General features: G+C 77.0%; 1 protein-coding gene. It reads right to left on the bottom strand.

Going from position 1 to position 213, the window contains the following annotated elements; genetic code table 11:
* Nucleotides 1-69: 69 nt before the first annotated feature.
* The coding region (locus A4V12_RS35585) for a M23 family metallopeptidase (protein ID WP_159028935.1) at nucleotides 70-213 on the bottom strand (144 nt) is incomplete at its 5' end.

The raw sequence follows: 213 nt of genomic DNA, 5'->3' as shown, positions 1-213 counted from the left end.
CGCGGCGGGGTGGTCGCGCGCGCGTGCCCGGTCGTGGCGACCGGGCACGGGTCGACGGGGAGCGGAGGCTCAGACGGTGAGGCCCTTGTCCCGCAGCCAGGCCAGCGGGTCGATGCCACCGCCGCCCGCGGTGTGCACCTCCAGGTGCAGGTGCGGCCCGGTGACGTTGCCCGTGGAGCCGACGCGGCCGATGGTCTCGCCGGTGCCGACCTT

Source organism: Streptomyces noursei, from assembly GCF_001646665.1.
GTDB classification, from domain to species: Bacteria; Actinomycetota; Actinomycetes; order Streptomycetales; family Streptomycetaceae; genus Streptomyces; species Streptomyces lavendulocolor.
The sequence above is the reverse complement of the archived record's forward strand: the minus strand, read 5'-3'. Positions and strand labels throughout refer to the sequence as shown.